Origin of the sequence: Citrobacter freundii ATCC 8090 = MTCC 1658 = NBRC 12681, from assembly GCF_011064845.1 — a bacterium.
In the GTDB taxonomy this organism is placed as follows: domain Bacteria; phylum Pseudomonadota; class Gammaproteobacteria; order Enterobacterales; family Enterobacteriaceae; genus Citrobacter; species Citrobacter freundii.
This window is the reverse complement of the sequence record NZ_CP049015.1, coordinates 416082-441416: the sequence shown is the minus strand read 5'-3', so window position 1 is coordinate 441416 and position 25335 is coordinate 416082. Positions and strand designations below refer to the sequence as shown.

Sequence of the window (25335 nt, the reverse complement as noted above, 5' to 3'; positions counted from 1 at the left end):
CGTAGCTGAATCATATACTAAAAAGATGACCAAAAGAAAAACCCCCGGACATTTCTGACCAGGGGTTTCTCAATTCTGAGAGGTTCAGAACAACATGATTACATCATGCCGCCCATTCCACCCATGCCGCCCATACCACCAGCAGCACCTAAGTCAGGTGCATCGCCTTTCGGCAGGTCGGTAACCATGCACTCGGTGGTGATCATCAGACCCGCAACAGAAGCCGCGTACTGCAGAGCAGAACGAGTTACTTTGGTTGGATCCAGGATACCCATGTCGATCATGTTGCCGTATTCTTCAGTTGCAGCGTTGTAACCGTAGTTACCGTCACCGGCTTTCACGGTGTTAGCCACTACAGACGGCTCTTCGCCGCAGTTCAGTACGATTTGACGCAGTGGGGATTCCATTGCGCGCAGCGCAACTTTGATACCTACGTTCTGGTCTTCGTTCTGACCTTTCAGGCCGGCAATTTTAGACGCTACGCGAATCAGCGCAACGCCACCACCAGCAACCACGCCTTCTTCTACCGCAGCACGGGTAGCGTGCAGGGCATCTTCAACGCGGGCTTTCTTCTCTTTCATTTCAACTTCAGTCGCAGCACCAACTTTGATAACCGCAACGCCGCCTGCCAGTTTCGCTACGCGCTCCTGCAGTTTTTCACGGTCATAGTCGGAAGTTGCTTCTTCGATCTGCTGACGAATCTGAGTCACGCGACCCTGGATTGCAGCTTCGTCGCCCACGCCATCGATGATGGTGGTGGTATCTTTGTTGATAACAACGCGTTTCGCCTGGCCCAGATCTTCCAGAGTTGCTTTTTCCAGCTCCATACCGATCTCTTCAGAGATAACGGTACCACCGGTCAGGGTAGCGATATCCTGCAGCATTGCTTTACGACGATCGCCGAAGCCAGGTGCTTTAACCGCAGCGACTTTCACGATACCGCGCATGGTGTTAACAACCAGAGTTGCCAGCGCTTCACCTTCAACATCTTCAGCGATGATCAGCAGCGGTTTGCCTGCTTTCGCTACAGCTTCCAGAACCGGCAGCATTTCGCGGATGTTGGAGATTTTCTTGTCAGCCAGCAGGATGAACGGGCTTTCCAGTTCTACTGCGCCAGTTTCCGGCTTGTTGATGAAGTAAGGAGACAGATAGCCACGGTCGAACTGCATACCTTCAACCACGTCCAGTTCGTCCTGCAGACCGGTACCGTCTTCAACGGTGATCACGCCTTCTTTACCGACTTTGTCCATCGCTTCAGCGATCAGTTTACCTACGGTTTCGTCGGAGTTAGCGGAGATGGTACCAACCTGAGCAATAGCTTTAGAGTCGGAGCACGGTACGGACAGTGCTTTCAGTTCTTCAACAGCAGCAGCGACAGCTTTGTCGATACCACGTTTCAGATCCATCGGGTTCATGCCCGCAGCAACGGCTTTCAGACCTTCAGTGATGATGGACTGAGCCAGTACGGTTGCGGTGGTGGTACCGTCACCTGCAGCGTCGTTCGCTTTAGAGGCAACTTCTTTCACCATCTGCGCACCCATGTTTTCGAACTTGTCTTCCAGTTCGATTTCACGTGCTACGGAAACACCATCTTTAGTGATGGTCGGTGCACCGAAAGATTTATCCAGAACTACGTTACGGCCTTTTGGGCCGAGGGTAACTTTCACTGCATCTGCCAGTACGTTTACGCCGCGCAGCATTTTCACACGAGCGTCGTTACCGAATTTTACGTCTTTAGCTGCCATTTTCTCTTTCCCTTAAATTCGTATGTTCAGTGTCGTTCGCGGATTAGGCTTCAACAATTGCCAGGATGTCGCTTTCAGACATGATCAACACTTCTTCATTGTCGATCTTCTCAGATTTAACACCGTAGCCATCGTTGAAAATAACGATATCGCCGACTTTCACGTCCAGCGGCTGTACGGTACCGTTGTCCAGGATGCGACCCTTACCGACAGCGATGATTTCGCCACGAGTTGATTTACCTGCTGCAGAACCAGTCAGTACGATGCCGCCAGCAGATTTGGATTCAACTTCTTTACGTTTGACGATCACACGATCATGTAACGGACGAATACTCATTGATAGCTCTCCTTTGAGAAAGTCTTTATCAGTTATGGGTGACGCCGGCCCGTAAACGGTTTCCCGGCTAGTGACCAGAGAGATGGGGATGGGGTTTTGTGCCTTCAAGGGGGCAAGCGAAAAAAATTTTTTATCAGCAGAAAATCCCGTCAAAACGCCGACACACCTCACATTTCATAACGATTTCAGTCACGTCGTCATAAGCAAATCTGATTGTGATACCATCAAAAATCTGCGCTATAGCCCGGTCAATGGGCATAATCGGATAACCACTTATGAGCGGACTGAAACAAGAGCTGGGACTGGCTCAGGGCGTTGGCCTGTTGTCGACATCATTGTTAGGTACAGGCGTTTTCGCCGTCCCCGCACTTGCCGCGCTGGTTGCTGGCAACAACAGCCTGTGGGCATGGCCGGTGCTGATCGTTTTAGTCTTTCCGGTGGCGATTGTCTTTGCCGTACTCGGTCGCCATTTTCCCAGCGCAGGCGGCGTGGCGCATTTTGTCGGCATGGCCTTTGGCTCACGGCTTGAGCGCGTTACCGGGTGGCTTTTTTTATCGGTAATTCCAGTGGGGTTACCTGCGGCATTGCACATTGCCGCCGGATTCGGCCAGGCAATGTTTGGCTGGCATGGTTGGCAGCTTCTGTTAGCAGAGCTCGGCACGCTGGTATTGGTCTGGTACATCGGTTCGCGGGGTGCCAGCTCCAGCGCAAACCTGCAAACGGTGATTGCCGGACTGATCGTCGCGCTGATTGTCGCCATCTGGTGGGCTGGCGAGTTGAAACCGAGTGAGATCCCCTTTCCTGCCATTGACAAAATTGAGTTTCCCGGGCTTTTTGCCGCGCTGTCGGTGATGTTCTGGTGCTTTGTTGGCCTTGAAGCGTTCGCACACCTGGCCTCTGAATTCAAAAATCCGGAACGGGATTTCCCGCGCGCGCTGATGATAGGTCTGCTACTGGCCGGTTCCGTGTACTGGGCATGTACCGTCGTTGTACTTCATTTTGGTGCGTACGGAGAGCAGATGGCGGCGGCGGCATCGCTGCCAGAAATCGTCGTGCAACTGTTTGGTGTACAGGCACTGTGGGTCGCCTGCATCATTGGTTATTTGGCCTGTTTTGCCAGCCTCAACATTTATATTCAAAGTTTCGCTCGACTGGTCTGGTCGCAAGCGCAGTATAAGCCTGAGAGTTATCTGGCTCGTCTGTCCCCCCGCCACCTTCCGCGCAATGCGCTAAACGCCGTATTGGGCTGCTGCGTAGTCAGTACTCTGTGCATCTATATGCTGCAAATCAATCTCGATGCGTTAATCGTCTACGCCAACGGCATCTTTATTATGATTTATTTGCTGTGCATGTTGGCGGGTTGTCGATTACTGAAAGGGCATTACCGCGCACTGGCGGTCATTGGTGGTCTGCTGTGCCTACTACTACTGGCAATGGTCGGCTGGAAGAGTTTGTACGCGTTGATTATGCTGGCAGGGCTGTGGCTGTTTTTACCCCGCAGGCCGGATAAAGCAACGTTGACGCCATCATCCGGCCTATAAACACTTTTGCCGGATGGCGCTAACGCTTATCCGGCCTACATACTGAGCCTTAATCCCGACGATCGTCTTTATGTTCGATGCTGTCGCGCTTGTCATCCTTGCGCTGAAATTCACCATCAAAAGTCTCACCGCCACCGGTTCCGGCGCTAAAACCACCGCCAGGCATACGCGAAAAACGTAAATGTGGCAGCAGTTTCATCGTCAGATGTTTTTGCACCGGGGGTAATAAAAGAAGAAGACCGAGGAAATCGGTGAAAAAACCAGGCAGTACCAACAGCAGACCAGCGATAATCAGCGATACACTTTTGATCATTTCTGCAGCCGGACTTTCACCAGCCGCCATTTTTTGTTGCATCAGTAAAAAGTTCTTAAATCCCTGATTACGAACCAGAGACATACCGATAACCGACGTAAAAATAACCAAAATCAGCGTCATCAGGACGCCCATCACATGGGCAACCTGAATAAAAATAGATATCTCTATGTAAACATAGAGAAAAATGGCAAGTAATGGTATCCAGCGCAAAGGGATCTCCTGTTAATAACAGCCGTTTTGTTCAACTTCTATTCGAAAAATTATGTTAATCGCATCGATTTGATATTGTGGTGGTTAGCAAAATTTCAAGTGGCTTGTACACTAATATTTAGGGTTAATCACAAAGGGGTGATCCATTTCACAGAATAATAAATAAGGGGTAAATTCCACGCTTTAAGTGATCCAGATTACGGTAGAAATCCTTAACCAGCATATGATCTCGGGTATCAGACCGATGCAGGGGATAATCGTCGGTCGAGAAACAATCGAAATCACATATATCCTGTGTGTTTAGTCAAATCATTGGCAGCTTGAAAAAGAAGGTTCACATGTTAAACAACATTCGTATCGAAGAAGACTTGTTGGGTACCAGGGAAGTTCCAGCGGACGCCTACTACGGTGTCCACACTCTGAGAGCGATTGAAAACTTCTACATTAGCAACAGCAAAATCAGCGATATTCCTGAATTTGTTCGCGGTATGGTAATGGTTAAAAAGGCAGCGGCAATGGCCAACAAAGAGCTGCAAACCATTCCTAAGAGTGTGGCAAATGCCATCATCGCGGCGTGTGATGAAGTCCTGAATAACGGAAAATGCATGGATCAGTTCCCGGTAGACGTTTACCAGGGTGGTGCGGGTACCTCCGTCAACATGAACACCAACGAAGTTCTGGCCAATATCGGTCTGGAACTGATGGGTCACCAGAAAGGTGAATATCAGTACCTGAACCCGAACGACCACGTTAACAAATGTCAGTCTACCAACGATGCATACCCAACTGGCTTCCGTATCGCTGTATACGCATCCATCATCAAACTGATTGATGCACTGAACCAACTGCGTGAAGGCTTTGAGAAAAAAGCCGATGAATTCCAGGACATCCTGAAAATGGGTCGTACCCAGCTGCAGGATGCTGTACCGATGACTCTCGGTCAGGAATTCCGTGCTTTCAGCGTACTGCTGAAAGAAGAAGTGAAAAACATTGGGCGTACCGCTGAGCTGCTGCTGGAAGTTAACCTCGGCGCGACAGCAATCGGTACTGGTCTGAACACGCCGAAAGAGTACTCTCCGCTGGCAGTACAGAAACTGGCTGAAGTCACTGGCTTCGCCTGTGTTCCGGCAGAAGACCTGATTGAAGCAACTTCTGACTGTGGCGCATACGTTATGGTGCACGGCGCACTGAAACGTCTGGCTGTGAAGATGTCCAAAATCTGTAACGACCTGCGTTTGCTCTCCTCTGGTCCGCGTGCGGGTCTGAACGAGATCAACCTGCCGGAACTGCAGGCTGGGTCTTCTATCATGCCAGCTAAAGTGAACCCGGTTGTTCCGGAAGTCGTAAACCAGGTGTGCTTCAAAGTCATCGGTAACGATATCACTGTCACCATGGCATCTGAAGCTGGTCAGCTGCAGCTGAACGTAATGGAGCCGGTCATTGGTCAGGCAATGTTTGAATCCATTCACATTCTGAGCAACGCTTGCTACAACCTGCTGGAAAAATGCGTTAGTGGTATCACTGCTAACAAAGAAGTCTGTGAAGCGTTTGTATTCAACTCCATCGGCATCGTTACTTACCTCAACCCGTTCATCGGTCACCACAACGGCGACATCGTCGGTAAAATTTGTGCCGAAACTGGTAAGAGCGTACGTGAAGTTGTCCTGGAACGCGGTCTGTTGACCGAGTCTGAACTGGACGATATCTTCTCTGCACAGAACCTGATGCACCCTGCTTATAAAGCAAAACGTTATACTGATGAAAGCGAACAGTAATCGTGTAGGGTAGTACCGGAGAAGGCACGTCATGATGACGTGCCTTTTTTCTTACTCGAAGTTACTTAAAAACAACAATTTAATATCAACTTGTTAAACAACAAGGAAGGCTAATATGATAGTTTTAGAACTTATCATCGTTTTGCTGGCAATCTTTTTAGGTGCCAGACTTGGGGGTATCGGTATTGGATTTGCAGGTGGGCTGGGTGTTCTGGTTCTTGCCGCTATCGGCGTAAAACCCGGTAATATCCCGTTCGATGTTATTTCCATCATCATGGCGGTTATCGCTGCCATTTCAGCTATGCAGATTGCAGGTGGTCTGGACTATCTGGTTCATCAAACTGAAAAACTGCTGCGTAAGAACCCGAAATACATCACGATCCTTGCACCTATCGTGACCTATTTCCTGACTATCTTTGCCGGTACTGGCAACATCTCTCTGGCAACGCTGCCAGTTATCGCTGAAGTTGCGAAGGAACAAGGTATCAAGCCTTGCCGTCCGCTCTCTACCGCAGTGGTTTCTGCACAGATTGCGATTACGGCTTCTCCAATCTCCGCAGCCGTGGTTTACATGTCTTCCGTCATGGAAGGTCATGGCATCAGCTACATTCACCTGCTGTCCGTGGTCATTCCGTCCACCCTGCTGGCCGTTCTGGTGATGTCCTTCCTGATCACCGCACTGTTCAACTCCAAACTGTCTGACGACCCGATTTATCGTAAGCGTCTGGAAGAAGGCCTGGTTGAACTGCGCGGTGAAAGACAAGTTGAAATCAAAGCTGGCGCGAAAACCTCCGTTTGGCTGTTCCTGCTGGGCGTGGTTTGCGTAGTTGTATACGCCATCATCAACAGCCCAAGCCTTGGCCTGGTCGCTAAACCGCTGATGAACACCACCAACGCAATCCTGATCATCATGCTGAGCGTCGCGACGCTGACCACGATCGTCTGCCGCGTTGAAACTGACTCCATCCTGAACTCCAGCACCTTCAAAGCCGGTATGAGCGCCTGTATTTGTATCCTTGGTGTTGCATGGCTGGGTGATACCTTCGTATCTCACAACATTGACTGGATCAAAGATACTGCAGGTAGCGTAATTCAGGGTCATCCGTGGCTGCTGGCGGTCATCTTCTTCTTTGCTTCCGCGCTGCTGTACTCTCAGGCTGCAACCGCTAAAGCACTGATGCCGATGGCTCTGGCTCTGAACGTTTCCCCACTGACGGCTGTTGCATCTTTCGCCGCTGTTTCTGGTCTGTTCATTCTGCCAACCTACCCAACTCTGGTTGCGGCGGTTCAGATGGATGACACCGGTACAACTCGCATCGGTAAATTCGTCTTTAACCATCCGTTCTTCATCCCAGGTACTCTGGGTGTGGTTCTGGCTGTCTGCTTCGGCTTCTTGCTGGGCAGCTTCATGCTGTAAGACTTTACTGCAGGGTGCCTTCGCGCCCTGCAGTTCCTCCTCCCCACCCCGCTTTAGCTAACATCCTTCCCTCGTCCGTTGTATAGTGACCATTCTTTTGCTGGTTACTCTGTTCTTTCGAGGTGTTTATGCTTGATGTAAAGAGTCAGGATATTTCCATCCCCGATACCGTTGTGGTGCTCTGTACCGCCCCGGATGAAGCAACCGCCCAGGATCTCGCCGCCAAAGTGCTGGCGGAAAAGCTGGCTGCCTGCGTGACCCTGCTACCCGGTGCGACCTCCCTCTACTATTGGGAAGGCAAACTGGAACAGGAATATGAAGTGCAGATGATTTTAAAAACCACCGTCACACACCAGCAAGCCCTTCTCGATTGCCTGAAGTCACATCATCCGTATCAAACGCCTGAACTTCTGGTTTTACCCGTCACTCACGGAGACTTTGATTACCGCTCATGGCTCAACGCATCCTTACGCTGATCCTGCTGCTGTGCAGCACATCTACCTTTGCTGGATTATTTGACGCGCCTGGCCGCTCGCAGTTTGTACCTGCCGATCGGGCGTTTGTTTTTGATTTTCAGCAAAACCAACACGATCTGAACCTCACATGGCAGGTTAAAGATGGCTATTATCTGTATCGCAAACAGATAAGCATTACGCCATCTCAGGCCGATATTGCCGAGATAAAACTGCCGCCAGGCGTCTGGCATGAAGATGAGTTTTACGGCAAAAGTGAGATTTACCGTAAACAGCTGACTATCCCGATCACGGTCAATCAGGCTAAGTCTGGCGCAACATTAACGATCACATACCAGGGCTGCGCCGACGCCGGATTTTGCTATCCACCAGAAACAAAAACGGTGCCATTAAGTGAAGTGTCTACCGGTGCCGCGGCCTCCCCTGCGCCAGCCCCAGCCACTACAGATCCGCAAGAGAAACCGCAGCCCACGGCCCAACTTCCCTTTTCCGCACTGTGGGCATTGCTGATTGGAATTGGTATCGCGTTTACGCCTTGCGTACTGCCGATGTATCCGCTGATTTCCGGAATCGTACTGGGCGGCAAGCAACGCTTATCAACCGGACGGGCACTGCTGCTGACGTTTATCTACGTTCAAGGGATGGCGCTCACCTATACCGCGCTGGGTTTGGTTGTTGCTGCCGCCGGATTGCAGTTCCAGGCCGCGCTTCAGCATCCCTACGTCCTGATTGGCCTTGCCGTCATCTTTACGCTGCTGGCTCTGTCGATGTTTGGCCTGTTCACACTGCAACTCCCTTCATCGCTGCAAACGCGCCTCACGCTAATGAGTAACCGCCAGCAAGGCGGAGCTCCCGGCAGCGTCTTTGCGATGGGGGCGATTGCTGGCCTCATCTGTTCTCCTTGCACAACGGCCCCGCTAAGCGCGATTTTGCTGTATATCGCTCAAAGCGGGAACATGTGGCTGGGAGGCGGCACGCTGTATCTGTACGCGCTGGGGATGGGATTACCTCTGATGCTGATTACCGTATTTGGCAATCGCCTGTTGCCTAAAAGTGGCCCATGGATGGAACATGTCAAAACCGCTTTTGGCTTTGTCATTCTGGCGCTTCCCGTCTTCTTACTCGAACGTATCGTTGGTGACGAGTGGGGCGTTCGCTTATGGTCACTGTTAGGCGTCGCGTTCTTTGGCTGGGCGTTCATTACCAGCCTGCAGGCAAAGCACGCCTGGATGCGTATCGTGCAGATTGTCCTGTTAGCCGCAGCACTGGTATGTGTGCGTCCACTGCAAGACTGGGCGTTCGGCGCACCGCATACTCAACCCCAGGCACACCTTAACTTCACGCCGGTGGCATCGGTAGATGCGTTAAATCAAGCGCTGGAGCAAGCTAAAGGCAGGCCAGTCATGCTGGATCTGTATGCCGACTGGTGTGTAGCCTGTAAGGAATTTGAAAAGTACACGTTCAGTAATCCGCAGGTTCAGCAAGCGCTAGGCAACACGGTGCTGTTGCAAGCGGATGTGACAGCAAACAATGCCCAGGATGTCGCTCTGCTGAAACATCTACAGGTTTTAGGTTTGCCGACTATCTTGTTCTTTGATGCCGAGGGAAAAGAGCATCCGGAGGCCCGGGTAACGGGTTTTATGGATGCCGCTACCTTCAGCGCACATTTGCGCGATCGCCAACCGTGAGCGACACTTGCAACAGGAAATACGGAGGAGAATACCGTGCAACGTGAAGATGTCCTGGGAGAAGCCCTGAAATTACTTGAGGTGCAAGGGATAGCCAATACCACGCTGGAAATGGTGGCCGAACGTATCGATTATCCTCTGGATGAACTGCAGCGCTTTTGGCCCGATAAAGAGGCCATTCTGTACGATGCGCTACGTTACCTCAGCCAGCGGGTGGATATCTGGCGGCGTCAGCTTTTGCTGGATGACACCCTGAGCGCTGAGCAGAAATTACTGGCGCGCTACACCGCACTGTCCGAATGCGTGAGCAATAATCGCTATCCCGGCTGTCTGTTCATCGCCGCCTGTACGTTTTACCCTGATCCCGGGCATCCGATCCATCAGTTAGCCGATCAGCAAAAAAAGGCAGCACATGACTTCACCCATGAACTGCTCACGACGCTGGAAGTTGACGACCCGGCAATGGTCGCCAAACAGATGGAACTGGTGCTGGAAGGCTGCCTGAGCCGCATGCTGGTTAATCGTAGTCATGCTGATGTCGAAACGGCACACCACCTGGCTGAAGATATCTTACGCTTTGCCCAGTGCCGAATGGGCGGTGCGCTGACCTAAGCGAGCATTATCTGTTTTAGCCGCATCTGTCGGGAAGATTTGTGCAAACTTCAGGCATAACCATGCAGATTGCCGCAATATTAAGCGGTTGAACAATGTTTCCAGAAATTTGATTGACTGACAGACGTGAATACGGTTTAATGCGCCCCGTTGCCCGGATAGCTCAGTCGGTAGAGCAGGGGATTGAAAATCCCCGTGTCCTTGGTTCGATTCCGAGTCCGGGCACCACTATTCAGAAGAACCCGCCTATGGCGGGTTTTTTGCTTTCAGGGTTCTGCTAGATTTCTGATCGTTCTGTCCACTGCGACTCCTACCCTACCTCATCACGCCAGTTAAACCTTCCAGTGAGACCACGATGGTACTGCAAAAAATATAGCGGTATCAGGCACACCTCTTTTTCTGACGTGCTTAACCGTAGGCCAGATTTGAGTAATTTATCTGAACAACCTTGGGCACTGAACCAGCGGGTGAAGAAACTGGGCATAGAGTAGCCAGGATTCTGCAGGTAGCGAATAACCCGATCGCGTTGCAAGGTACGCACATTCATCCCCAGGGGCTGGAACTGGTCGCCGCCTCGATATCTGAAGCAAACGCCAGGGAGTAAAAGCCAACCTTCATCTACAATTGCCATCATACCGAGCAAATAGTGAGTCAACGAGGAATCTGGATGGTGAAAACAAAAATCATACAGCCAGCGCAGGGGGCTCATGCCTATCCGTTGCTGATCAAGAGCCTACTGCTGTCGGGTGGGCGTTCTCATCCCGAGCGAGAAATCGTCTACGCCGATAAGCTCCGTTACGACTATCGTACCCTCAAACAGCGCATTCATCGCCTGGCAAACATGCTGACAGCGGCCGGTGTCATGCCTGGAGACACCGTCGCCCTGCTAGATTGGGACAGCCATCGCGCCCTCGAGTGCTTCTTCGCGGTACCCATGATTGGGGCCGTGCTGCACACGGTGAACGTCCGCTTCTCGGCGGACCAAATCGCTTACACCATGAATCATGCCGAGGACAACCTGGTACTGGTGCACGACGACTTCTTGCCGGTTGTCGAGTCACTGGCTGAGACGCTGACCACTGTCCGGGGATACATCCAGCTTAGCGACGAAGAATCGAAGGCGACCAGCCTGCCGGTGCTCGGGGAATATGAGACCCTGCTGGCCGCAGCGGGAGAACTCTTTGACTTCCCCGACTTCGATGAAAACTCGATAGCTACCTTGTTCTATACCACTGGAACCACGGGCAATCCCAAGGGAGTCTACTTTAGCCATCGCCAGCTGGTCCTGCACACGCTCAATGAGCTGGGTCTCCTGGCTGCCCACGAGGGACAGTCGCTGCTACGATCGAACGATGTCTACATGCCGATCACCCCTATGTTCCACGTGCATGCCTGGGGCGCTCCCTATGTCGCAACAATGCTGGGTGTGAAGCAGGTATACCCCGGTCGTTACGAACCCAACAAACTGGTGCGGTTTTATCACGATGAGGGTGTGACCTTCTCGCATTGTGTGCCAACCATTTTGCAGATGATCCTTGAGTGCGAAGAAGCCACGCAGACTGATCTGTCAGGATGGAAGATGTTACTGGGTGGCAGTTCACTGTCCCTTGGACTGGCGACACAGGCCCACCATAGGGGCATACGCATTCACGCCGGCTATGGCATGTCTGAGACCTGTCCCCTGCTCTGTATGACCCACTTAAGCGATGCCGAGCTGGCCCTTCCCATGGATGAACAGTTACCCCTGCGGATTCGGACCGGCCTGCCTGTCCCGTTGGTGGATCTGCGTATCGTCGATGGCGAAGGTCGGGAGGTGGTGCACGACGGAGAAGCCCTGGGCGAAATAGTGGTACGAGCCCCTTGGTTGACTCAGGGCTACCTGAAGGAACCCGAGAAAGGGGCTGAGCTATGGAATGGCAGTTGGCTGCACACCGGCGACATAGCCTCTATCGATCCCCATGGGATAGTGGAAATCAAGGATCGCATCAAAGACGTAATCAAGACGGGCGGTGAGTGGATAAGCACGCTGGAGCTGGAGAGCCTCATCAGCTCACACGCGGCGGTCAGGTCGGTAGCCATCGTCGGGATACCTGATGAGCAGTGGGGAGAACGCCCCCTGGCTCTGGTGGTTTGCAAGGAAGGGGAGGACCTGGAGCCACAGGCCATAGCGACACATCTACAAGGATTCGTCGACCGCGGCCACATCACTAAATGGGCGATCCCACGACAGATAAGGATAGTCCCGGATATTCCCAAAACCAGCGTTGGCAAGATCAACAAGCGCCTGATTCGGGAGCTCGAAGCCAGCAATGGGAAGGATATCATTTAAGCGATCTGTCGCATTCACAGCGTAAGGTTAACAACAGTCACACTGCTTATATTTCAGGTAGCTTGCCGATATCAATGCTCTGCCGGGGAACTCACCGTCCCCGGGCGGATGCTGATCCCCCCTTTAGCAACATGGGGTTCTGGTCGAGGTCAGGTCCTGCTGGACGAAAACCCGTCATCAGCGCCTTCCATCCAGCCTGATCATTTACCTAAATCTGCTTTATTCAACAACGCCAGATTCACCCTCACTCATGCTTTCTTTGCTTTGAATAAACCGCAGCGCCAAATAAAGGTCTGGTGCCAGAATCATGTCGTCGTCTTTCATTGTCGGTCGACTCTCTTTAAACCAGCGTGTTAACTCCGTTTTCCGGCCCGCAAGAATTAACTTAATCTGCCGCCCCTTCAGGTCCCGTTTTAACTCATTAATGGTTGCCAAGACGCTGATATCTGAATAGGTAAAGCAAGAAACGGCGTCAATGACCACCCATTTAGGTTGTAGTACTGCACCATCGACTAAACTCAAAACGCGGCGCTTAAAATAGGCCACATTAAAATAGGTCAGCGGTGAGTTAAATCGGTACATCAACACGCCAGGGATCATTTTCACATCAGTTGAATTACCTAATGAGTGAATCATCCCATTTTCGTCAATTCCCAATAAGTGTTCAGTAGGACGAAAAACTGTGCGCAGGAACTGCAACAGACCCAGCAATACCGCAAGGCCGATCCCCTGAATAACACCAATAATCAGAACACAGCCAAAGGTGAAGAACGCCAGGCGAAATGCGGGTTTATTTCTTCGCCTCAGATTCCAGAGTCCGCGTAAATCAATCAATGACCACGATGCATAAATTAGAACAATGCCTAATGCAGATACCGGAATAAATGGTAATGGCTGCGTGAAAAATACCACGACAATTCCGATAATTAAGGCTGCAACAACGGAAACCAGCTGACTTTTCCCTCCGGTGGAGTCATTTACCGCAGTCCGGGAATCGGCTCCGCTAATCGCAAACCCCTGAGATAAGCCAGACATCAGATTCGCAACACCCAAAGCCCTGAACTCAGCATCAGCATTTATTTCGTATCCATTTTTCGCGGCAAAACTGCGAGCGGTTAGCATCAGGCTAACAAAACTGACTAATGCCAGGTTCAGCGCAGGGATCAATAAATCACGCGCCAGACCAGGCTGAAATGAGCCCCAGTGAACAACAGGCAAACCAGACTGGAAGCCCGATCCCCCAATAGTGGCAATACCATACTGCTGTGCAGATGTGATCCATACCAGCGCCGTTGTTATCACAATTGCAATCAACGGTGCTGGCCATTGGCTACGAAACGTTTTGATAGCTATTAAAATCGCTAACGTTAGGATGGAGATCCCTAAGGTTAATAAATGAATTTCCGAGAGTCGGCCTGGCAGGGCAATAATCTTCTCTATCACTTGCTCTTCATCAAGCGTAATCCCCAGCACCTTACCGAGTTGCCCGACAATAATCGTCACGGCAACGCCGTTAAGCAGCCCCGTTAGAATGGGATGAGAAAGCAGATCAGCAAGCGCACCCAGGCGAAACTTACTGGCAAGTAGACACCATCCTCCCATCATCACGGTCATGACGATTGTTAACTGCCAGTGGAGTTCTGGATTTCCGGCAGAAAGAGGAACCACAACTGCCGCAATTACCGCGCAGGTCGTGGCATCAGGGCCAACAATCAATTGGCGGGAAGAACCAAACAGTGCATAAGCTAGCATTGGCAAAACGCAGGAATATAACCCGACAATAGCCCCGACTCCCGCCAACTCAGCGTAAGCAATCGCAACCGGTAGTGCTACGGCAGCAACGGATAACCCGGCTTTAACATCATGTTTTAGCCAGCTTTTATCGTACGCTAATAAATTTTTTAGTCCCGGCATGTAGTTTAATACCATTTTTCCGAACACTTTATTCTCCGGATTGACCCTTACTAATAGATAAAGGTACACGTAACTGCCGCAGGAGATCCTGATATTTTCGGGAGGTAATACAGATAATTCAGATTGGGTGTTTATCGCGTATGCCGCAGAATGGCTTGTGTTATGCAGGCTCAGGATATTATTGCTTTGCACCCGATGGTGCTGCGATGTGCGTGATGCGCTGCGCTTATCAGGCCTGCACAATACGTTCAGCCCGGCGGTTTTTACCCCGCACACACGCAAAAAAGCCCATCCGTCAGGATGGGCTTCTTCACTTTATTTGATGCCTGGCAGTTTATGGCGGGCGTCCTGCCCGCCACCCTCCGGGCCGTTGCTGCGCAACGTTCAAATCCGCTCCCGGCGGATTTGTCCTCCTCAGGAGAGCGCTCACCGACAGACCACAGATAAAACAAAAGGCCCGGTCTTTCGACCGGGCCTTTCGCTTTTATTTGATGCCTGGCAGTTCCCTACTCTCGCATGGGGAGACCCCACACTACCATCGGCGCTACGGCGTTTCACTTCTGAGTTCGGCATGGGGTCAGGTGGGACCACCGCGCTACAGCCGCCAGGCAAATTCTGTTATTAACCCGCTTTTCGCCGGTTAATGTAATCTGTAATCAAGCTGAATCTGATGTCTGTCTCTTCGCCAAAACATCTTCGGCGTTGTAAGGTTAAGCCTCACGGTTCATTAGTATCGGTTAGCTCAATGTATCGCTACACTTACACACCCGACCTATCAACGTCGTCGTCTTCAACGTTCCTTCAGGAGACTTAAAGTCTCAGGGAGAACTCATCTCGGGGCAAGTTTCGTGCTTAGATGCTTTCAGCACTTATCTCTTCCGCATTTAGCTACCGGGCAATGCCATTGGCATGACAACCCGAACACCAGTGATGCGTCCACTCCGGTCCTCTCGTACTAGGAGCAGCCCCCCTCAATTCTCCAGCGCCCACGGCAGATAGGGACCGAACTGTCTCACGACGTTCTAAACCCAGCTCGCGTACCACTTTAAATGGCGAACAGCCATACCCTTGGGACCTACTTCAGCCCCAGGATGTGATGAGCCGACATCGAGGTGCCAAACACCGCCGTCGATATGAACTCTTGGGCGGTATCAGCCTGTTATCCCCGGAGTACCTTTTATCCGTTGAGCGATGGCCCTTCCATTCAGAACCACCGGATCACTAAGACCTGCTTTCGCACCTGCTCGAGCCGTCACTCTCGCAGTCAAGCTAGCTTATGCCTTTGCACTAACCTCCTGATGTCCGACCAGGATTAGCTAACCTTCGTGCTCCTCCGTTACTCTTTAGGAGGAGACCGCCCCAGTCAAACTACCCACCAGACACTGTCCGCAACCCGGGTAACGGGTCCACGTTAGAACACCAGCCATTAAAGGGTGGTATTTCAAGGATGGCTCCATGCAGACTGGCGTCCACACTTCAAAGCCTCCCACCTATCCTACACATCAAGGACCAGTGTTCAGTGTCAAGCTATAGTAAAGGTTCACGGGGTCTTTCCGTCTTGCCGCGGGTACACTGCATCTTCACAGCGAGTTCAATTTCACTGAGTCTCGGGTGGAGACAGCCTGGCCATCATTACGCCATTCGTGCAGGTCGGAACTTACCCGACAAGGAATTTCGCTACCTTAGGACCGTTATAGTTACGGCCGCCGTTTACCGGGGCTTCGATCAAGAGCTTCTCCTTACGGATAACCCCATCAATTAACCTTCCGGCACCGGGCAGGCGTCACACCGTATACGTCCACTTTCGTGTTTGCACAGTGCTGTGTTTTTAATAAACAGTTGCAGCCAGCTGGTATCTTCGACTGATTTCAGCTCCATGAGTAAATCACTTCACCTACATATCAGCGTGCCTTCTCCCGAAGTTACGGCACCATTTTGCCTAGTTCCTTCACCCGAGTTCTCTCAAGCGCCTTGGTATTCTCTACCTGACCACCTGTGTCGGTTTGGGGTACGATTTCGTGTTACCTGATGCTTAGAGGCTTTTCCTGGAAGCAGGGCATTTGTTACTTCAGCACCGTAGTGCCTCGTCATCACACCTCAGCGTTAAAAAGGTACCGGATTTACCTGGAACCTCCGCCTACATGCTTAAACCGGGACAACCGTCGCCCGGCTAACATAGCCTTCTCCGTCCCCCCTTCGCAGTAACACCAAGTACAGGAATATTAACCTGTTTCCCATCGACTACGCCTTTCGGCCTCGCCTTAGGGGTCGACTCACCCTGCCCCGATTAACGTTGGACAGGAACCCTTGGTCTTCCGGCGTGCGGGTTTTTCACCCGCATTATCGTTACTTATGTCAGCATTCGCACTTCTGATACCTCCAGCATACCTCACGATACACCTTCAACGGCTTACAGAACGCTCCCCTACCCAACAACACATAGTGTCGCTGCCGCAGCTTCGGTGCATGGTTTAGCCCCGTTACATCTTCCGCGCAGGCCGACTCGACCAGTGAGCTATTACGCTTTCTTTAAATGATGGCTGCTTCTAAGCCAACATCCTGGCTGTCTGTGCCTTCCCACATCGTTTCCCACTTAACCATGACTTTGGGACCTTAGCTGGCGGTCTGGGTTGTTTCCCTCTTCACGACGGACGTTAGCACCCGCCGTGTGTCTCCCGTGATAACATTCTTCGGTATTCGCAGTTTGCATCGGGTTGGTAAGTCGGGATGACCCCCTAGCCGAAACAGTGCTCTACCCCCGAAGATGAGTTCACGAGGCGCTACCTAAATAGCTTTCGGGGAGAACCAGCTATCTCCCGGTTTGATTGGCCTTTCACCCCCAGCCACAAGTCATCCGCTAATTTTTCAACATTAGTCGGTTCGGTCCTCCAGTTAGTGTTACCCAACCTTCAACCTGCCCATGGCTAGATCACCGGGTTTCGGGTCTATACCCTGCAACTTAACGCCCAGTTAAGACTCGGTTTCCCTTCGGCTCCCCTATACGGTTAACCTTGCTACAGAATATAAGTCGCTGACCCATTATACAAAAGGTACGCAGTCACCCCATAAAGAGGCTCCCACTGCTTGTACGTACACGGTTTCAGGTTCTTTTTCACTCCCCTCGCCGGGGTTCTTTTCGCCTTTCCCTCACGGTACTGGTTCACTATCGGTCAGTCAGGAGTATTTAGCCTTGGAGGATGGTCCCCCCATATTCAGACAGGATACCACGTGTCCCGCCCTACTCTTCGAGTTCACAACCTGTGCATTTTGGTGTACGGGACTATCACCCTGTACCGTCGGACTTTCCAGACCGTTCCACTAACACACAAGCTGATTCAGACTCTGGGCTGCTCCCCGTTCGCTCGCCGCTACTGGGGGAATCTCGGTTGATTTCTTTTCCTCGGGGTACTTAGATGTTTCAGTTCCCCCGGTTCGCTTCATTACGCTATGTATTCACGTAATGATAGTGTGACGAATCACACTGGGTTTCCCCATTCGGAAATCGCCGGTTATAACGGTTCATATCACCTTACCGACGCTTATCGCAGATTAGCACGTCCTTCATCGCCTCTGACTGCCAGGGCATCCACCGTGTACGCTTAGTCGCTTAACCTCACAACCCGAAGATGTTTCGTAAAACATCATCGACTTGCAAAAATTTGAGAGACTCGAACACACCGCTTTTCATTTCTTATTACGGAGAAATGAAACAGTGTGTCGTTTCAATTTTCAGCTTGATCCAGATTTTTAAAGAGCAAATATCTCAAACGTCACCCGAAGGTAAGTTTTGAGATATTGGGGTCGGCGACTTTCACTCACACATACCAGCAAGTGGCGTCCCCTAGGGGATTCGAACCCCTGTTACCGCCGTGAAAGGGCGGTGTCCTGGGCCTCTAGACGAAGGGGACACTGAAGTCTCAATCGCAAGACGCCTTGCTATTTACTTTTCATCAGACAATCTGTGTGAGCACTACAAAGAACGTTTCTTTAAGGTAAGGAGGTGATCCAACCGCAGGTTCCCCTACGGTTACCTTGTTACGACTTCACCCCAGTCATGAATCACAAAGTGGTAAGCGCCCTCCCGAAGGTTAAGCTACCTACTTCTTTTGCAACCCACTCCCATGGTGTGACGGGCGGTGTGTACAAGGCCCGGGAACGTATTCACCGTGGCATTCTGATCCACGATTACTAGCGATTCCGACTTCATGGAGTCGAGTTGCAGACTCCAATCCGGACTACGACATACTTTATGAGGTCCGCTTGCTCTCGCGAGGTCGCTTCTCTTTGTATATGCCATTGTAGCACGTGTGTAGCCCTACTCGTAAGGGCCATGATGACTTGACGTCATCCCCACCTTCCTCCAGTTTATCACTGGCAGTCTCCTTTGAGTTCCCGGCCGAACCGCTGGCAACAAAGGATAAGGGTTGCGCTCGTTGCGGGACTTAACCCAACATTTCACAACACGAGCTGACGACAGCCATGCAGCACCTGTCTCAGAGTTCCCGAAGGCACCAAAGCATCTCTGCTAAGTTCTCTGGATGTCAAGAGTAGGTAAGGTTCTTCGCGTTGCATCGAATTAAACCACATGCTCCACCGCTTGTGCGGGCCCCCGTCAATTCATTTGAGTTTTAACCTTGCGGCCGTACTCCCCAGGCGGTCGACTTAACGCGTTAGCTCCGGAAGCCACGCCTCAAGGGCACAACCTCCAAGTCGACATCGTTTACGGCGTGGACTACCAGGGTATCTAATCCTGTTTGCTCCCCACGCTTTCGCACCTGAGCGTCAGTCTTTGTCCAGGGGGCCGCCTTCGCCACCGGTATTCCTCCAGATCTCTACGCATTTCACCGCTACACCTGGAATTCTACCCCCCTCTACAAGACTCTAGCCTGCCAGTTTCGGATGCAGTTCCCAGGTTGAGCCCGGGGATTTCACATCCGACTTGACAGACCGCCTGCGTGCGCTTTACGCCCAGTAATTCCGATTAACGCTTGCACCCTCCGTATTACCGCGGCTGCTGGCACGGAGTTAGCCGGTGCTTCTTCTGCGAGTAACGTCAATCGCTGCGGTTATTAACCACAACGCCTTCCTCCTCGCTGAAAGTACTTTACAACCCGAAGGCCTTCTTCATACACGCGGCATGGCTGCATCAGGCTTGCGCCCATTGTGCAATATTCCCCACTGCTGCCTCCCGTAGGAGTCTGGACCGTGTCTCAGTTCCAGTGTGGCTGGTCATCCTCTCAGACCAGCTAGGGATCGTCGCCTAGGTGAGCCGTTACCCCACCTACTAGCTAATCCCATCTGGGCACATCCGATGGCAAGAGGCCCGAAGGTCCCCCTCTTTGGTCTTGCGACGTTATGCGGTATTAGCTACCGTTTCCAGTAGTTATCCCCCTCCATCGGGCAGTTTCCCAGACATTACTCACCCGTCCGCCACTCGTCACCCAAGGAGCAAGCTCCTCTGTGCTACCGTTCGACTTGCATGTGTTAGGCCTGCCGCCAGCGTTCAATCTGAGCCATGATCAAACTCTTCAATTTAAGTTTGATGCTCGTGAATTAAACTTCGTAATGAATTACGCATGTTCACTCAGAGACTTGGTATTCATTTTTCGTCTTGCGACGTTAAGAATCCGTATCTTCGAGTGCCCACACAGATTGTCTGATAAATTGTTAAAGAGCAGTTGCGACGCGCTTTAGCGCTCTGTCGCGAGGTGGCGTATATTACGCTTTCCTCTTTCAGAGTCAACCCTCATTTTCAGGTTTTTCTCTTCAACCGAACCGGCTGTTTGCGTGAAGTGATTCACATCCGCCGTGTCGATGGAGGCGCATTATAGGGATCCCATTTTTTAGCACAAGTATTTTTTGGATCTTTTTTTCTGAATGCTTGTTTTTCACTCCTTTCGCTACATTCCTGCGCAATTTGACTGATTTTTGATAGCTAAACCACTTGCACAGTCTCAATAATCCAACCAAAGTTTTCATTACTGCTCTATTTTCGTTGAGGTAAACATGTCTGATGTACTGCGTCCTTATAAGGATCTTTTCCCACAGATCGGAAATCGCGTGATGATCGACACCAGTAGTGTCGTCATTGGTGATGTTCGTTTAGCTGATGATGTCGGAATCTGGCCACTGGTTGCCATTCGTGGCGACGTTAACTATGTACAAATTGGTGCCCGTACAAACATCCAGGACGGCAGCGTTCTCCATGTCACGCATAAATCCACGTCTAATCCGCAGGGTAACCCACTGATCGTGGGTGAGGACGTTACGGTTGGTCATAAAGTCATGCTACACGGCTGTATCATTGGCAACCGTGTATTAGTCGGCATGGGATCGATTCTGCTGGATGGCGTAGTCGTAGAAGACGACGTTATGATTGGGGCTGGTAGCCTGGTTCCACAAAACAAGCGCCTGGAAAGCGGATATCTGTACCTGGGAAGCCCGGTTAAGCAAATCCGTCCATTAAGCGATGAAGAGAAAGCAGGCTTACAATATTCAGCTAACAACTATGTTAAGTGGAAAGACGAGTATTTAAGTCAGAGTAACCACACCCAACCTTGAGCATCTTCCTGCTGGGCCTGGATCAATGCTTCAGCTTCTTCTTCCAGATCCCAGCGATGCTGTTGAAATATTTCCAACCACTGCTCAGGCGTGTCGCCGCCAAAGCGGGACGCCATAATCTCTCCAGATATGGCACATGTTAACTGCATACCATGAACCATCGCTGGAAACACAACGGCGTTAACATCCGTGCACCATTCTTCCCGTTCGGGAAACTGGATCGCCTGATTCATGCCGACAATTCCTGTTGCATGCTTTTTATGACAGGCTCCACCTGTGGCAAAACGCCATGCCAAAGTAAAACTGCATGCGCAGCCTGCCCCACCAGCATCCCCAGGCCATCGGCATAATGTTTCGCCCCATGCGAAACACACCAGGAAAGAAACGGTGTGTTCCCTTTCTGATAAAACATGTCATAACAATAGACCGAAGGGTGGATAAGAGATGCTGGAATAGCTGGTATCTCACCGCTCATTCCGCTGGATGTGGCATTGATGATCAAATCAAAACTGCAATTTTCAAGATCGTCCATTCCCACCGCCTGCACGCTGCCGGTGTGGGAGAAGATTTGTGCCAGTTCTTCAGCACGCGAAGCGGTACGGTTAACAATAGTCACCGCACAATCCATAGAAAGAAGAGGTAATAAAACTCCACGGGATGCACCACCCGCACCAATCAGCAGAACTCGCGATCCGGGATGAATGAAAGATAAACGCTCAAGATCGCTTAATAAGCCGATACCATCCGTGTTGTCTCCCAGTAAACGCCCATCCTCCAGCCGTTTAAGGGTGTTGACCGCTCCAGCAAGCGATGCCCGCTCCGTTAGTTCATCAGCACGTGCAAACGCCTCTTCTTTAAAAGGCACTGTGACATTTGCCCCCTTCCCGCCCTCAGCAAAAAAAGCGTTCAGTGTATTCACAAAATCATTGATGGGCGCCAGTACACGCCCATAGGAATGATCAATCTTCAACTGCTCTGCAAATTGCTGATGAATAAAGGGCGATTTACTGTGCGCTATCGGATTACCAAAAACAGCATAGGCTTCTTTCATATTACCCCTGTCGAAACTGTTCACCCGTCAGAGCATCACGGATCTCCGAAGGATTCAAACGGCCTCCGGTCTCCCCCTCAACCACAGGAAAGTCTGTACCAAACTGCGCACGGACTTCCTCAACCGTTCTGCAAGGCGGTAAGCCACTCAGATTAGCACTGGTAGAGACTAATGGTTTGCCATAAGCCTGGCACAATGCAACCACCAGCGGATGATCGGTGACACGCACGGCCAGCGAGTCAAAACGACCGGTCAACCAACGAGGCGTAGTCGCGGGCGCCGGGAAAACGAAAGTAACAGGCCCAGGCCAGCGGGCGAACACAGCCTCACGTTGGGCCTCGGTGAGCATGCTATCGTCGATATAGGGTTTAAGCTGGTCAAAGCTTGCCGCAATCAAAATTAAACCTTTATCGACTGGGCGTTGTTTTAACTCTAACAGACGGGTAACAGCCGTTTCGCTGTCGGGATCGCAACCGACACCGAAAACAGCTTCAGTTGGATAGGCGATGACTTTTTCTTGTTTCAGAATCGCTATCGCCGCAGCGATAGCGTCTGTGGGCAGGTTATTATTCACTTTTTTATTCCGCCGAAATCGGCTTTCCACATTGTTTACTGGCACAGAAATGCTTCACACCCTGTGCGGTTTTCTTTTCGATGAGAAGCGGATAATGACACTCAGGACATTCTCCGGATAACGGTTTGAAGTTAATGACAAACTGGCACTCCGGATAGCGATCGCAGGAGTAGAAGGTTTTGCCATAACGGGAACGCCGCTGGACAAGATGACCAGTCTGGCATTGAGGACAGACTATTGCTGTTTCATCAGGCTTGTCGATGAGCTCGGTGTGATCGCACGCAGGATAGTCACTGCATCCAATGAACATACCGAATCGTCCCTGTCTCAGCACCAGCTCAGCGCCACATGCAGGACAAAGCTTACCCTCCAGAACTTTGACAATATGTCCGTCCGCGGAAGATTTCAGCGGACGGATGTAATCGCATTCTGGATAGTGTGAACAACCGAGAAACGGACCGTGTTTCCCGGAACGAATAACCAATTCAGCCCCGCATTGTGGGCAGGGCTCATTTTTACGCACCGTGAACAGTGCTGATTTAGCCATAACAACTCATACTGAATGAAGATTGATTAATGCAGCATACCTTCATTCACTTCAAAGAGTAATTCTTCCATTTGCTGATAGGCATTTTCACAACCTGGAATGTTGAATAGCACCATCAGGATTACCCACTTCAGGTCTTCCAGATCGAACTCTGCCGTATCCAGCGCGAGTACACGCTCAATGACCATTTCTCGCGTTTCGAGGTTTAGCACCTGAATCTGCTCCAGGAATAACAGGAATCCTCTACAGCTTGCATCCAGTCGATCGCACTCTTCCGCAGTATAAATACGTATAGAAAGAGGGTCAGATGCCAGTTGCATAGGTTCAGCAAGGCCATCCTGATAGTCAGCAAGCTTTTCCAGCCAAAGTAACGCGTTGTAAATGTCTTCACGATCAAAACCAGCGTCGGTAAGATCCCGTTCCAGTTTGTCCTGATCCACACGCAGCTCAGCTTCGTTATGGATATATGTCTCAAACAAATACATTAGTACGTCGAACATGGCATGCCCTCCTCAATCGGACATAGCCGCCGGGTACAGCTGCGATCCACCCTGCTAACTCCAGTTCGAGCAGTTGAGCCACTACCTCTGGCACAGGTTGGCCGGCACGTTCAGCGACGACGTCAACAGGTGTTACCTCATCTCCTACGTTAGCCAGGAGCTCCGGAAATGGCAATGCCACCTCTTCGTGATCTGGCGAATAAATTGATTTTTCAGGTTCATCTGGCAACCATTGCAGCCCATATTGCAAATTTTCAAGAATTTCCTCTGGTGTCGTCACAAGCATGGCTCCCTGCTGAATTAGCCAATGCGGGCCTTCACTTCCCGGGCTCCCAATCGGCCCTGGTAAAGCAAACACCTCCCGCCCTTGTTCCAGTGCACAGCGAGCAGTAACCAGTGACCCGCTACGCTGTGCAGCTTCGACGACCAGTACACCTTTACTTAGACCACTGATAATGCGATTTCGTCGGGGAAAATTGCGTGGCAAAGGGAGCGTATCTAATGGGAACTCAGACACCAGTGCACCACCTGCCTCAATCAGTCGCTGAGCAAGACGGATATGCTGTCGTGGGTGAATGGTCTCAAGTCCATTTCCCAGCACCGCAATACTTGTGCCTTGTCGGTTTATCGCAGCACTGTGTGCCACGCCATCAATTCCCCGGGCCAGACCGCTGGTGATCGTCACACCACATGCTGCAAGCTTTTCACAAAACAATCGCCCCCAGCGTTCGCCATACCAGGAGTGCTGTCTGCTGCCGACAACGGCCACCTGGAACGAGCGAAGACATGCGGGATTTCCTGCGACAAAAAGCACCCCAGGATAATCCTCAATCGCACGGAGCTGTGGCGGGTAATGCTCGCTGTCGGCAACCACAAAATGGTGGTTAGGCTGTTCAAGCCAACGCAACGTTTTTTCCAGCGTCAGATCCGAAAAGGTTAAAAAGCGCCTTGCCTGGCGGGGAGAGAATCCTGCCTGCAGGAGTACCGCGTTGCTAATCGACGGTTGAGTATTGAGCCAGTGGGCAATGCGCACCATCTCATCACCATACAGTTCATTCACTTGCGCTAAACGTAGCCAAATTTCGATTTGGGTCATCCTTGTCCCCCTGCCACAAGCAGTCCTGGCAATCTTTGCGATTGGTCACTGATGCTGTCAATCAGAGGGGGTTTTGTCTAGAATAGAGGTAATAATCTTTTCAACTCCTGAACACAACTCTGGATAACTATGTCAGTTTTGCAAGTGTTACATATTCCGGACGAGCGCCTTCGCAAAGTCGCAAAACCGGTCGAAGAAGTGAATGCAGAAATTCAGCGCATCGTTGATGATATGTTCGAAACGATGTATGCCGAAGAAGGTATCGGCCTGGCAGCAACACAGGTCGATATTCATCAGCGCATCATCGTTATTGATGTCTCTGAAAACCGCGACGAGCAGTTGGTACTCATTAACCCAGAGCTGCTGGAAAAAGACGGCGAAACCGGCATTGAAGAAGGCTGTCTGTCGATTCCTGAACAGCGTGCGTTAGTACCACGCGCAGAGAAAGTAAAAATTCGTGCGCTCGATCGCAACGGCAAATCTTTTGAACTGGAAGCCGATGGCCTACTGGCTATCTGCATTCAACATGAAATGGATCACCTGGTCGGTAAACTGTTTATCGATTATCTGTCTCCGTTGAAGCAACAACGTATTCGTCAGAAAGTTGAAAAACTCGACCGCCTGAACGCCCGAGCTTAAGGACAAGAAT

At 51.1% G+C, this 25335-nt stretch carries 19 protein-coding genes, 2 tRNA genes and 3 rRNA genes; 10 read left to right on the top strand and 14 right to left on the bottom strand.

The window, feature by feature from the left end; translation table 11 throughout:
* Positions 1 to 98 precede the first annotated feature (98 nt).
* Together groL and G4551_RS02170 are read right to left on the bottom strand one after the other, a co-directional pair.
* Positions 99 to 1745 carry a chaperonin GroEL gene (gene groL / locus G4551_RS02175; protein ID WP_003025464.1) on the bottom strand — a complete coding sequence of 549 codons (1647 nt, stop codon included), beginning with the start codon at positions 1743 to 1745 and terminating at the stop codon, positions 99 to 101.
* Between the two features lie 43 nt (positions 1746 to 1788).
* Positions 1789 to 2082 carry a co-chaperone GroES gene (locus G4551_RS02170; RefSeq protein WP_000027827.1) on the bottom strand — a complete coding sequence of 98 codons (294 nt, stop codon included), beginning with the start codon at positions 2080 to 2082 and terminating at the stop codon, positions 1789 to 1791.
* A gap of 275 nt (positions 2083 to 2357) precedes the next feature.
* Here G4551_RS02170 and yjeH point away from each other — a divergent pair, with 275 nt between their 5' ends.
* Positions 2358 to 3623 carry an L-methionine/branched-chain amino acid transporter gene (gene yjeH, locus G4551_RS02165; RefSeq protein ID WP_003839456.1) on the top strand — a complete coding sequence of 422 codons (1266 nt, stop codon included), beginning with the start codon at positions 2358 to 2360 and terminating at the stop codon, positions 3621 to 3623.
* 49 nt (positions 3624 to 3672) lie between these two features.
* Here the strand turns inward: yjeH and G4551_RS02160 are convergent, their stop codons facing one another.
* Positions 3673 to 4149, bottom strand: a complete 477-nt coding sequence (locus tag G4551_RS02160) for an FxsA family protein (protein WP_003025457.1) — start codon at positions 4147 to 4149, stop codon at positions 3673 to 3675.
* Positions 4150 to 4487: 338 nt separating this feature from the next.
* Between G4551_RS02160 and aspA the strand changes: the two genes are divergently transcribed.
* The 7 genes from aspA (at position 4488) to G4551_RS02125 (ending at position 12443) form a co-directional block, all read left to right on the top strand.
* On the top strand, positions 4488 to 5924 hold the full coding sequence (aspA, locus tag G4551_RS02155) for an aspartate ammonia-lyase (protein ID WP_003025452.1): 1437 nt from the start codon (positions 4488 to 4490) through the stop codon (positions 5922 to 5924).
* Positions 5925 to 6039: 115 nt separating this feature from the next.
* Complete coding sequence (gene dcuA, locus G4551_RS02150; RefSeq protein ID WP_003025449.1) at positions 6040 to 7341, top strand: anaerobic C4-dicarboxylate transporter DcuA; 1302 nt, start codon at positions 6040 to 6042, stop codon at positions 7339 to 7341.
* 128 nt (positions 7342 to 7469) lie between these two features.
* Positions 7470 to 7817: a divalent cation tolerance protein CutA gene (cutA, locus tag G4551_RS02145; RefSeq protein ID WP_003025447.1), complete on the top strand. Its 348-nt coding sequence runs from the start codon at positions 7470 to 7472 to the stop codon at positions 7815 to 7817.
* The gene (locus G4551_RS02140; RefSeq protein ID WP_003839455.1) at positions 7793 to 9502 is read left to right on the top strand and encodes a protein-disulfide reductase DsbD; all 1710 of its coding nucleotides are present in this window, start codon (positions 7793 to 7795) and stop codon (positions 9500 to 9502) included. Before cutA ends, G4551_RS02140 begins: the two co-directional genes overlap by 25 nt.
* Positions 9503 to 9538: 36 nt before the next feature.
* Positions 9539 to 10114 (top strand): transcriptional regulator, encoded by a 576-nt coding sequence (locus G4551_RS02135; RefSeq protein WP_003025441.1) that lies wholly within the window; start codon positions 9539 to 9541, stop codon positions 10112 to 10114.
* Positions 10115 to 10266: 152 nt separating this feature from the next.
* A tRNA-Phe gene (locus G4551_RS02130) sits at positions 10267 to 10342 on the top strand.
* A gap of 439 nt (positions 10343 to 10781) precedes the next feature.
* Positions 10782 to 12443, top strand: a complete 1662-nt coding sequence (locus tag G4551_RS02125; protein WP_003839454.1) for a fatty acid--CoA ligase — start codon at positions 10782 to 10784, stop codon at positions 12441 to 12443.
* A gap of 219 nt (positions 12444 to 12662) precedes the next feature.
* Here G4551_RS02125 and G4551_RS02120 read toward each other — a convergent pair whose 3' ends face one another.
* The 5 genes from G4551_RS02120 to G4551_RS02100 form a co-directional block, all read right to left on the bottom strand.
* The gene (locus G4551_RS02120) at positions 12663 to 14384 is read right to left on the bottom strand and encodes a SulP family inorganic anion transporter (RefSeq protein WP_003839453.1); all 1722 of its coding nucleotides are present in this window, start codon (positions 14382 to 14384) and stop codon (positions 12663 to 12665) included.
* Between the two features lie 466 nt (positions 14385 to 14850).
* Positions 14851 to 14966 (bottom strand): 5S ribosomal RNA (gene rrf, locus G4551_RS02115).
* 97 nt (positions 14967 to 15063) lie between these two features.
* Positions 15064 to 17970, bottom strand: a 23S ribosomal RNA gene (locus tag G4551_RS02110).
* Between the two features lie 219 nt (positions 17971 to 18189).
* Positions 18190 to 18265 (bottom strand) — tRNA-Glu (locus G4551_RS02105).
* An 85-nt stretch (positions 18266 to 18350) separates the two neighbouring features.
* Positions 18351 to 19892: ribosomal RNA gene (locus G4551_RS02100) — 16S ribosomal RNA — on the bottom strand.
* The 16S, 23S and 5S rRNA genes sit together here with 1 tRNA gene alongside, the layout of an rRNA operon.
* Before the next feature lie 471 nt (positions 19893 to 20363).
* Here G4551_RS02100 and G4551_RS02095 point away from each other — a divergent pair.
* The gene (locus tag G4551_RS02095; protein ID WP_003842163.1) at positions 20364 to 20918 is read left to right on the top strand and encodes a gamma carbonic anhydrase family protein; all 555 of its coding nucleotides are present in this window, start codon (positions 20364 to 20366) and stop codon (positions 20916 to 20918) included.
* On the opposite strand, the gene G4551_RS02090 is transcribed toward G4551_RS02095, so the two are convergent.
* From G4551_RS02090 to dprA, 6 genes are read right to left on the bottom strand one after another with little or no spacing between them, the layout of a single operon-like run.
* Positions 20894 to 21151 (bottom strand): DUF1488 family protein, encoded by a 258-nt coding sequence (locus G4551_RS02090; RefSeq protein WP_003842161.1) that lies wholly within the window; start codon positions 21149 to 21151, stop codon positions 20894 to 20896. The genes G4551_RS02095 and G4551_RS02090 overlap by 25 nt on opposite strands.
* A complete protein-coding gene (gene aroE / locus G4551_RS02085; protein ID WP_003842160.1) occupies positions 21148 to 21969 on the bottom strand; it encodes a shikimate dehydrogenase in 822 nt (273 codons plus the stop codon). The genes G4551_RS02090 and aroE overlap by 4 nt, the downstream gene beginning before the upstream one ends.
* 1 nt (position 21970) lies before the next feature.
* Positions 21971 to 22543, bottom strand: a complete 573-nt coding sequence (tsaC, locus tag G4551_RS02080) for an L-threonylcarbamoyladenylate synthase type 1 TsaC (RefSeq protein WP_003842158.1) — start codon at positions 22541 to 22543, stop codon at positions 21971 to 21973.
* A 4-nt stretch (positions 22544 to 22547) separates the two neighbouring features.
* Positions 22548 to 23090 carry a DNA topoisomerase family protein gene (locus G4551_RS02075; RefSeq protein ID WP_003842156.1) on the bottom strand — a complete coding sequence of 181 codons (543 nt, stop codon included), beginning with the start codon at positions 23088 to 23090 and terminating at the stop codon, positions 22548 to 22550.
* A gap of 26 nt (positions 23091 to 23116) precedes the next feature.
* On the bottom strand, positions 23117 to 23590 hold the full coding sequence (smg, locus tag G4551_RS02070) for a DUF494 family protein Smg (protein ID WP_003031162.1): 474 nt from the start codon (positions 23588 to 23590) through the stop codon (positions 23117 to 23119).
* Positions 23562 to 24686 carry a DNA-protecting protein DprA gene (dprA, locus tag G4551_RS02065; protein ID WP_003842154.1) on the bottom strand — a complete coding sequence of 375 codons (1125 nt, stop codon included), beginning with the start codon at positions 24684 to 24686 and terminating at the stop codon, positions 23562 to 23564. The genes smg and dprA overlap by 29 nt, the downstream gene beginning before the upstream one ends.
* A 129-nt stretch (positions 24687 to 24815) precedes the next feature.
* Between dprA and def the strand changes: the two genes are divergently transcribed.
* Positions 24816 to 25325 carry a peptide deformylase gene (gene def / locus G4551_RS02060; RefSeq protein ID WP_003031159.1) on the top strand — a complete coding sequence of 170 codons (510 nt, stop codon included), beginning with the start codon at positions 24816 to 24818 and terminating at the stop codon, positions 25323 to 25325.
* The last annotated feature ends 10 nt before the right edge of the window (positions 25326 to 25335 follow it).

What these genes read in the sequence shown, in the direction of transcription:
- cutA (WP_003025447.1), top strand. Translation starts at nt 7,470, where the DNA reads ATGCTTGATGTAAAGAGTCAGGATATTTCCATCCCCGATACCGTTGTG.
- G4551_RS02090 (WP_003842161.1), bottom strand. Translation starts at nt 21,151, where the DNA reads ATGAATCAGGCGATCCAGTTTCCCGAACGGGAAGAATGGTGCACGGAT.
- yjeH (WP_003839456.1), top strand. Translation starts at nt 2,358, where the DNA reads ATGAGCGGACTGAAACAAGAGCTGGGACTGGCTCAGGGCGTTGGCCTG.
- G4551_RS02095 (WP_003842163.1), top strand. Translation starts at nt 20,364, where the DNA reads ATGTCTGATGTACTGCGTCCTTATAAGGATCTTTTCCCACAGATCGGA.
- dcuA (WP_003025449.1), top strand. Translation starts at nt 6,040, where the DNA reads ATGATAGTTTTAGAACTTATCATCGTTTTGCTGGCAATCTTTTTAGGT.
- G4551_RS02170 (WP_000027827.1), bottom strand. Translation starts at nt 2,082, where the DNA reads ATGAGTATTCGTCCGTTACATGATCGTGTGATCGTCAAACGTAAAGAA.
- G4551_RS02125 (WP_003839454.1), top strand. Translation starts at nt 10,782, where the DNA reads ATGGTGAAAACAAAAATCATACAGCCAGCGCAGGGGGCTCATGCCTAT.
- aspA (WP_003025452.1), top strand. Translation starts at nt 4,488, where the DNA reads ATGTTAAACAACATTCGTATCGAAGAAGACTTGTTGGGTACCAGGGAA.
- def (WP_003031159.1), top strand. Translation starts at nt 24,816, where the DNA reads ATGTCAGTTTTGCAAGTGTTACATATTCCGGACGAGCGCCTTCGCAAA.
- smg (WP_003031162.1), bottom strand. Translation starts at nt 23,590, where the DNA reads ATGTTCGACGTACTAATGTATTTGTTTGAGACATATATCCATAACGAA.
- G4551_RS02075 (WP_003842156.1), bottom strand. Translation starts at nt 23,090, where the DNA reads ATGGCTAAATCAGCACTGTTCACGGTGCGTAAAAATGAGCCCTGCCCA.
- dprA (WP_003842154.1), bottom strand. Translation starts at nt 24,686, where the DNA reads ATGACCCAAATCGAAATTTGGCTACGTTTAGCGCAAGTGAATGAACTG.
- aroE (WP_003842160.1), bottom strand. Translation starts at nt 21,969, where the DNA reads ATGAAAGAAGCCTATGCTGTTTTTGGTAATCCGATAGCGCACAGTAAA.
- G4551_RS02140 (WP_003839455.1), top strand. Translation starts at nt 7,793, where the DNA reads ATGGCTCAACGCATCCTTACGCTGATCCTGCTGCTGTGCAGCACATCT.
- groL (WP_003025464.1), bottom strand. Translation starts at nt 1,745, where the DNA reads ATGGCAGCTAAAGACGTAAAATTCGGTAACGACGCTCGTGTGAAAATG.